Raw genomic sequence first — 8,563 nt, forward strand, 5'->3', positions numbered from 1 at the left:
CTGCTTGGAGCCACTCACATACTGCCACCAATGCCTTGACCTAGCTGGTGAAGGCGTGTTTGAGAACCGCGAACGCGCGGCCGGTTCGCTCAGAATGCTGGGAGAACTCGAGTTCGACGATGAGCCCATGTTGGAAGTCCAGTTGAACACGCTGCACATCGATCCGAACGTCCCCGTCTCACCGCGGGTCGTCGACAAGCTTCTGCTGCTGAGGTTCGCGATCAGGCGCCGGAGGTTCCCATGGACATTCCTTCTCGAGGAAGCGGGTTTCGCCGAATCAGGTTTGCGGCTGAGTAGGGGCACGCTTATTCGCGCTCGTGACGGTCACCGGTGTCTGTCGCTCGGTGAGAAGGCTGTCTGTGACTTCCTCCATCAGTATGGGATCAAGCACGACCGGGAGCCCTCATACCCGGTGGATGCCGACCTCAATCTGTCCGGTCGCCGAAGGGCTGATTGGAGGTTAGGCGACGGCACCTTCGTGGAGTTGTGGGGACTGCCGAACGATCCTGCTTACGCGGCGAAAATGCTGCAAAAACGAGAGTTGGCCGCACGTCACGGCCTGATGCTCGTTGAGCTCACCGACCGAGACATTGGAAAGCTCCCGCACATATTCGCTTCTTGGCTCCCTGCAACGATAACTGGAACGACTTCGTGGATATGGTCGCCGGTCCCGAAGAACGTGGTCACCGCATCCAACGCCTGCCCTGCTAACATCCGCCTCGAAAACGCCTTCAACGCTGCGAGCTGGAAGGCCCGGCTCGAACGCTGTCGTCGCGCCGTGGAACTACAAATGCTGGGGCTCAATAGGCGAGACATCGCCGAGAAGCTTGGAGCCAGCATGGACAGCGTCAAAGTGCTGCTGCGTGACGGCCGGTTCTATTCCAATCCGGTGTCGGATCAGGAACGGCTTCAGCGGGCTGGTGCCGCCGCTATGGCCCGAAAGCGTGGACTGACGAAAGACCAGTTCCATGCAGAGAGCGGCTTTACGAGTGGGAAGGCCAACGAGGCGGGGAAGGACGCAGAAGTGGTTGGTGCCGCGGACGATGATTCTCGAGGCGGGACTGGGCAGGATCGCTGAGTGTCTTCACCGGTATAGGCGGGGCAACCCTGCTGCCATTCTGCGAAGCACGAATGGTCGGAGCTGGACCCTGTCGATTCGGAGTGCGGTCATCGGTCTGAGAGCAGTGGAGCAACTATTTTGGGGGGTGTGCACAATGTGCACACTTTGGGCTTCGGACTGGGTCGTACATCGGCCGGACTGGCCCGTACTCGGCATGTTTTCAAGAGTTCCCAGTGTTTGCAAGGGCTGGAATGACGTTCGAGTCCCACCTCGGGCACGTGTTTTCCCTGTTCAGGGGCTTGTGAGCCTCTGGGTGTGCACAAAGTGTGTTGTAGGGGCCCCGTCGAGGGCCTTTTTTGTTGGTGGCCGTTGCTGTGGCCGGCGTGCTCCTTCCGGTAAAAGCTCGATGGCTCGGGTATCCGTTACTTCTTCATTGTCGCGCACGGAGCGGGCGGCATGACCGGTTCCGGCTGGAGAAGTCTTCGCTACTTTGCTTCGCTTTCCCTGCGGGCATTCAGGACATGGCAAGGATCTGCTCGCGTTGCGGCATGCCTCCCTACAATGTCCTGGCCCTGCGTTCACTCATCGAAAGCTCCATGGCTCACAATGCCGAAGCGGCACACACCGCCCCGGCGGACACGCCGCTACGCGGGCATTCTCAAATGATTCTTCGAATACCGCTACGCGGGCATCTTTGATGAGTCATCGCGGGTCCTTGACCTTCGCCTGAGCCGCCCATAGCATGAACCCACTATCGCCGATCCGGTGCGATGTGGGTCGTATTGGGGTATCGGTGAATCGCAAAATTGTCGGCGGGTTGTATGGCCGTGACGCTGAGTTGGCGCTGATCAATCGGACACTTGAGCGCGTAAGCAGACGAGAAGTCGGTCCCACCGGGGCGGTGATCATGCTCAGCGGCGCTAGCGGAGCGGGAAAGTCGGCAATCGCCGAGGCTGTGTTGGTGGCAGCGGAGCAACTCGGGTATGACTGCGTCCGGACGGCATGCGAACCCTTCCACGAAGGGATGAGCTACTTCCCGGTGCGAGAGCTCGTACGGCAGATGGCGGAGGGCCGCCCTGTGGGAGAAGTCGTCGCCGAGCTGTTCGGCGCCGGTTCGGCCGAGGTGGAGATGGCTGCCGTGAGCGAATCGATCTCTGCTGATCCGTCAAGCCGTAGAGAGTCCATCGTCGCTACCTTCACGAATGTGATCATGGGTGCCTATCGCAAAGGTGGTTCCTCGCCGAAGCTGTTATTCATCGATGACCTCGAACACCTGGACGTCGGCAGCGCTGACGCACTGATCTGCCTGGTCTCGCGCCTCAGCGAAGGTCCCGTCGTTATACTCGGGGCTTTTCGCTCCGACCAGGTCGCGGAGCCCGCGCATCCCATCCGTCCCGTCATAGCTTCGGCGCGACGGATGGAAGGGATTTACCAGAATCACGAGATTCGGGGCTTCGACGTCAGGGGCTTCGGGGCGCTCGTGGAGTCATTGCTCGGCGGTCCCACGAACCTGCCGGAGTCGGTCACCAAGAAGCTCTACGAAGAGACCGAAGGCAATCCGCTCTTTACCCGCGAGCTAATCCGGATGCTCTGCTCCCCGGACCCGAGGTCCGGCCGAGTCTCGCTGAGCCAGGTCGACGATGTCTGGTTGTTCGACGGAGACATTGGGTCCTGGGACATCCCCGACTCCGTGGAAGAGGTTATTGCCTCCCGACTGAACCTGCTCGACGTCGAGGAACGGCACGAACTCGAGCTCGCCGCGGTAGTCGGCCGACGGTTCGCCTTCGCCGTACTGCACGGACTGATGGAAGCAGGCGAGGACGAACTCCTGCGTGATATGGAGAAGTTTCTCGACGTTGACTTGATTCGTGAGCTCCAGACAAGTGACGAATCCTTTGAGTTCTCACACGGCAAGATCCGCGACGTGCTGTACTCGCAGCTGAGTGGTTTGCGTAAGCGCCGGCTTCACGCTCAGGTCGCCGACGTCATCTCCAATCTGCGCGCGAGCTCGAACGAGGACTGGGACGCCTTGATCGGAGAGCACTTGTATCTGGCCGCCAAGCACGCGGATGCCTTCCCGTACCTCCTTAGAGCGGCACGCAACGCGCAGGCCACTGGGGCGTCGTCTGAGGCGGCTGCGCTGTTCGGCAAAGTGCTGGAGTCTTCCGACGGAGTCGTGTTCGACGGGGACGACTCACGGGCTTCGATCCAACTCGAGCTCGTGAACGCCTTTATAAGCGCCAGCGAGGTTGCAAATGCCGGGCGCCTGCTCGCGCAGCTGACTGGGGCAGAGAATCCCTCCTCAACCCGGACCGTGGCGCTTGGGTTGTTGGGCGACGTGCTCCTATTCGAGGGGGAGATCGACCAGGCGCTCGAAGCCTACGAAGAGAGTCGACGGCTCGCGGAGGCGCTCGATGACACCGAAGCTCTGTGCGAAGTGCTGTGCGATTTGGCCGAACTTCACGGCCGCCAGTACGAACGGCAGGCGGGTATCGCACCAGCCAGCGCTGAGAATCATCGGGTCCAGTACATCGCACACGTCGATAAAGCGTTCGCGATGCGCGCCGACCTCGCTCCCGGCCCTCTGCGGGCTCGGGCACTGCGGAACAAGGCGAAGCTGTCCCGCGTGTCCGGCGATCTCTCGGTGGCGGAGAGCCTTTACCGTGAGGCTATCGACACGGTGGACAGCCGCGTGGCGAGTCATCGGTTCCTCATTCCCTATGCGAAGACGCTTCGGCGGGCGGGTAAGGCGGACGAGGCGCTCGCCCACATCGAGCGTGTCATCTCGTGGAGCACTCAGGTCGGTTCGGCTCGCTCCCAGGCGATCGGCTGGCAGTACAAGGCGACATTCCTCATGACTCTCGCGAGAGATGAAGAATCCTTTTCCGAAGCGAATGCGACGGCGGAGCGCGCCCTGCACGGGCATCAATCAATTGGCTACGCGCAGGGTATTCGCGAGACTGAGATTGTGCTCGGGGAGATCGCACTGAGAACCGGGGACCTCGAACGCGCGCTTGAGTGGTTCACTTCGGCAGCTGACGCGCGGGACCTTGAGAGCAACGACCTGCTGGAGGCGATCGCGATCGAGCTCGACGCCAACGGAGAGGAAGATCGCGCGGCCCTGATCCGCGATGCAGTCGCGGCAAAGGCAGCAACCGCATGACGCGACTCTGGTCGAGGCTCCAATCGACGAGCCTCCCCGCGCTGATCCTTATCGCCGTCATCTTCGTGGTTGGAATGACAATGTGGGCCCTCGGCCCCACCGAAGGCAACAAGTATTCCGATCTGGGAATCAATCTTGGCGTCGGCGCGGTGCTCGGCGTGGCCGTCCTGTATGTCGAGGCGCTGGTTGGTCGGGTCGAGGCGGAACGTGAGCGCCGTCTTGCTGAGGAGCATCGGTTCGTGCAGACGCTCATCGCCGCTCCTGACTTGACTGAGATCCGCATCCCGGGCAGGAGCCTGGCGGGGATCATCCTCGCCGCGCGAGATCTGAGTGGCGGCGACCTCTCTTCGACCGACCTCACGCGCGCAGACCTCCGCAAGTCGAACCTCTCGAGGGCCGACCTGAGCGGTTCTCGTGCGGTCGGCCTGAATCTGTATGGCGCGACCGTCGACGCGCTCAAGGCGCGGAGCGTGGACTGGACGGCGGCAAGCCTCTCGCGCATCGCCGGCTCGGATGCCGACTTCACCGGAGCCCGGATCGTGGACTCGTCCTTCTCGGATGTCCGGCTTCCACGAGCCGTGCTCGACCGCGCAGATTTGGAGCGAGCGGATCTGCGGCGCGCCGATCTCTCGGACTGCAGGGGCACCGCGGTCATTCTTCGAGGGACGGACCTGCGGGCCGCCAGTCTGCGTGGAGGTCGACTGAAGGACGCCGACCTGCGCGATGCTGACTTGCGCGCCGCCGATCTGCGGAACGCAACGTTCGAGACGCCCGACCTGCGCGGTGCTGACCTTCGCGACTGCAACGTCGAGGGGCTCGTCCTGCGTGAACCGATCGTCGACGATCGGACCCGACTGCCCGTTCTGCTTCACACCTGACTCAATCAATTCCCACCCACACGAGGAGACCCAAGCCATGGCCATGTTCTGCACTGACATCGACGGCACATTGCTCAACCCAGACCGAACACTATCCCTGCGCACGATCGACGCTGTCCGGGCGATCCGTGCTGCGGGTCACGCCTTCGTGCTCTGTTCTTCGCGTATGCCGGAGTCCATGCGGATCCTCGAGCGGTTGTACGACGGAGCTGATGAGCCGCTGATCGCCTATAACGGCGGGCTCGTGCTGTCCCGTTCGGGCGCGGTGGTGCACGATGTCGCGATCGCGCCCGAGCACGCCCGGAGGATCGCCGAATACTGTTCCGACGTCGACCTGCATGCGAGCTTCTTCGCCGGTGAGGACTGGCACGTCTGGGGCAACGATCCGTGGACGGCGCGTGAGATCAAAAACACCGGGGTATCGCCGCACTCGATGCCGTCGAAGGAATACATCTCCTCCGGTCGGGTCGATGTGCATCCGCCGCACAAGGTCATGTGCATGGGCGAGCAGTCGCTGGTAGACGAGATCGAGGCGCTCCTCAGCACCGAGCCTGGCGTCGTCACCTACCGTTCGAAAGACACCTACCTTGAGATCGCCAACGCGGCATGCTCGAAAGGTCTTGGCGTCGTGGCCGCCGCCGCAGAGCTTGGCTATGACAAGGGCGACTGTTACTTCTTCGGCGACAATTACAACGACATTCCGGCCTTCGCCGCCGTGGGAACCTCTATCGCGGTCGCGAACGGCAAGCAGGCCGTGCTCGACGCGGCGACGGTCACTACCGCTCGCCACCACCATGATGGTGTCGCGGCCTACCTCGAGACATGGCTCGCCGCGGCCGGAGCGTGATCGCTATGCGCGGGCTTTCCTTGGGTTGGCCTTTGAGCGCATGGATTCCCGGGAGCCAACGTAGCGGCGCCGGCGCGTGATCCGCACGGTAACCCTTAGCCCAGGGTTTGACCACGAGGTACATGTTGACCGCATCGATCCCGGTGAGGTCGGCCGCGTGATGTCGTGGCGCGTTCACGCTGCGGGCAAGGGAATGAATGTCGCACGTTTTGTGAAGACGCTCGGAGCGGAAGTGCACGCCTACTCGCTAGTCGGCACCCTCGACGAGGGGAGGTTCCGCAAAGCGGCGGCGGCCGACGGCGTTCACGTCGACACTTTCGCCGTCCCCGGCCAGACACGAGACAACCTGACGCTCACGAGCGAGGCCCTCGGCCCGATGGCCGGGCATGCCAGCGGACCGCGACTTGACGCTGTCCCGTCGGAAGCAGTTGATCGGCTGGTTTCAAAACTGCTTCGTGACATGAGTCCCGGCGACATCGTGGTCTTGAGCGGCGCGATCCCTGATGGCCTGGACGTCGAGATCTGGGCTCGTGTGGCGCACTCTGTCGTTGCTGCCGGTGGCTGTGTCGTTGTCGATGGGCAGGGGGCTGCGCTTGTCGAGGCCATACGCACGGGTGTCGTGTCGATGACAAAGCCAAACGAGAATGAGGCCGGCGCGATTCCTGGTGTGCGAGTCGGTGACCCACTCATGTCACGTGCGATCGCGGGGCTGCGCTGGATGGCGTCACAGGGCGTCGATGAGCCCGTCGTATCCCTAGGCGCGCGAGGTATTGTCCACCGTTGGAATGACGCGATCATCCTCACCAGTTGTCCGATCGCCGAGGCACGTGTAGCTGTCGCAGCCGGTGACGCGTTCGTCGCGGGGTATTGCGTGGCAGCGTCGAGACAACGGTTAACGAAAGTGATGCCGATCGATCTTGCTGTCGCTACAGCAGCCGCTCATGTGGCCGGCGACGCGGGGCTGGGGTCGGTCCACGAGCGAATCGCGTCGATCGACAGAGCGGTGCTTGAATCGCTCTAGGTGCGTGGGTCGGTACGGTTTGCTGGCTCCGCGGGTTTGAGCCGTCGTGGCCCGGAGGCCGGGCCTTCTTCCTGGAAGGGTCGGACCTGGATGTTTTCGCCGCAGGAATTCTGGAGTATCCCTACAGCTGGGGTTCTTGGGCTGCAGCTTCGCCCCCGGGGCACGGTCGCTGGTTGTGTTCAGGCGGCGCGGTAGCTGAAGAGTTTGATCAGGTTGTGGCAGCCGGCCATCAGCTTCCACGCCCGAATGCCTTTTGGAGTCCGCGTAACAGGACATGGTTGCCGTGCCGGGTGTTGATCTGTCGGAAGACCGGTTCCACGATGGCATTGCGCCTGGCGTATACCGCCCGGTCCTTCTTCGATTTCAGTTCCTGGCTATCCGCTCGACAGGAGTCGCATCCGCCGAGATCCTGCCCTTGGGCGACTCCGGCGCCAGGCGGTATGCCGAGCAGGGTAAGTACGGGAGCTCGCAATGTCGGTCAAGGCTTGCGCCAGGCTCGGAACTTCTGTTAGTTCCGATCGTGCAGCACTAGACTCGCCGGACAACTGGGTAGACGAGAAATATTGGGGGACAGAATGGTCCAGGGCGTGCAGGTACTGCGGCAGTATGGCATCCGGCCCGAGGTCTGGCATTGGTACCGGGTACACGGCAGGGTACGCCCGGACCCGACGCCGCAGTACCGTGCTGCGACGCGGCGGGCCGCTCGTAGGGCCGTGCTACTGATCGCGTTGGTCGTGGTAGCTGTTGTGGTGGCCATGCCGGTGATTTACTGGACCGCCGTCCTTGTTCACCTGAGCTTGTACCGGATCGCGCCGGTGACTCTGGGTGTCCTCTTTGTGGGAGTGGCACTGATCTACGCGATCTTCGTCGCGTGGTCCGGTGCCGTGCGGGAGGCGCGGGAGGATGCGACGCGGGAGGCCAACCGTGGCCGGATCTGCTGGAACTCCTGCTGCGAATCCCGGGAACCGCCGTGTATCACGGGCTGCAGTTCCCGGGACGCCAGGACGCTGATGTGGACCATGCGATTGCTTTCGGGAACGTTGTTTACCTGCTGGACTCCAAGCTCTATCGCTGGGGCCAGTACGAATGGCGCGCGTCAGGGGAGAAGGACCTGATTGCACGCTCTGACGGGTACGGGCGCGGCAAGGCGAACTGGATGCACGCCGCCGCCTTCGGGTACCGGTCGCTGCTCGGGCCGGCGGTGGAAGTGATTCCCATGGTCATGATCCACGGGCGCAGCACGTCCGTTGGCTCCTGCAGCATTTCGGCCCACGGAGTGCACATGCTTACGGCCCGGGACGCAATGGAGCGCATAGGGGACGCGATGGCGGGATCGCTTAACCTATGGCAAGACAACCCCGCAGTGCGTGCTGCTCTTCTCAGCAAGCTGAATACGGGCTAACGCGCGGTGTTGCCTGGACTGGGACGGAAGTCGAAGGGGCAACGGAGGACCTCAGGGCTATTCCGGGGCTGGGGGAAACGGGCACTGCGAGCTCTGTGGTGGAGAGCGCGGTGGCATTCGAAATGCTACGCTTTCGGAAAATTGTGATTGGGGAAATTGTGGGATCTAACCTGATTGGGCCCCCGTTAGCAG

7 protein-coding genes are annotated in these 8,563 nt (G+C 62.6%); 6 read left to right on the forward strand and 1 reads right to left on the reverse strand.

Annotated features, from left to right (window positions below):
* The first annotated feature begins 55 nt into the window (after positions 1-55).
* The 5 genes from J7E83_RS09685 to J7E83_RS09705 all read left to right on the forward strand — a co-directional run bounded on the left by J7E83_RS09685 (position 56) and on the right by J7E83_RS09705 (position 6,969).
* Positions 56-1,078, forward strand: coding sequence for a hypothetical protein (locus tag J7E83_RS09685; RefSeq protein WP_214961483.1), 1,023 nt, complete (start codon positions 56-58; stop codon positions 1,076-1,078).
* A 724-nt stretch (positions 1,079-1,802) separates the two neighbouring features.
* Positions 1,803-4,223 (forward strand): AAA family ATPase, encoded by a 2,421-nt coding sequence (locus tag J7E83_RS09690; RefSeq protein WP_251043700.1) that lies wholly within the window; start codon positions 1,803-1,805, stop codon positions 4,221-4,223.
* Positions 4,220-5,101: a pentapeptide repeat-containing protein gene (locus J7E83_RS09695; protein ID WP_214961487.1), complete on the forward strand. Its 882-nt coding sequence runs from the start codon at positions 4,220-4,222 to the stop codon at positions 5,099-5,101. The genes J7E83_RS09690 and J7E83_RS09695 overlap by 4 nt, the downstream gene beginning before the upstream one ends.
* Positions 5,102-5,138: 37 nt before the next feature.
* Positions 5,139-5,948 carry a Cof-type HAD-IIB family hydrolase gene (locus J7E83_RS09700; RefSeq protein WP_214961489.1) on the forward strand — a complete coding sequence of 270 codons (810 nt, stop codon included), beginning with the start codon at positions 5,139-5,141 and terminating at the stop codon, positions 5,946-5,948.
* Between the two features lie 76 nt (positions 5,949-6,024).
* Entirely contained in the window at positions 6,025-6,969 is a 945-nt protein-coding gene (locus J7E83_RS09705) for a PfkB family carbohydrate kinase (protein WP_214961491.1), read from the forward strand.
* A gap of 853 nt (positions 6,970-7,822) precedes the next feature.
* On the opposite strand, the gene J7E83_RS09710 is transcribed toward J7E83_RS09705, so the two are convergent.
* Positions 7,823-7,990: a hypothetical protein gene (locus J7E83_RS09710; protein ID WP_214961493.1), complete on the reverse strand. Its 168-nt coding sequence runs from the start codon at positions 7,988-7,990 to the stop codon at positions 7,823-7,825.
* Between J7E83_RS09710 and J7E83_RS09715 the strand changes: the two genes are divergently transcribed.
* A complete protein-coding gene (locus J7E83_RS09715; protein ID WP_214961495.1) occupies positions 7,982-8,371 on the forward strand; it encodes a hypothetical protein in 390 nt (129 codons plus the stop codon). The two genes, J7E83_RS09710 and J7E83_RS09715, sit on opposite strands and share 9 nt — an antisense overlap.
* Positions 8,372-8,563 lie beyond the last annotated feature (192 nt).

This window comes from Arthrobacter sp. ISL-48, from assembly GCF_018613805.1.
Classification (GTDB): domain Bacteria; phylum Actinomycetota; class Actinomycetes; order Actinomycetales; family Micrococcaceae; genus Arthrobacter.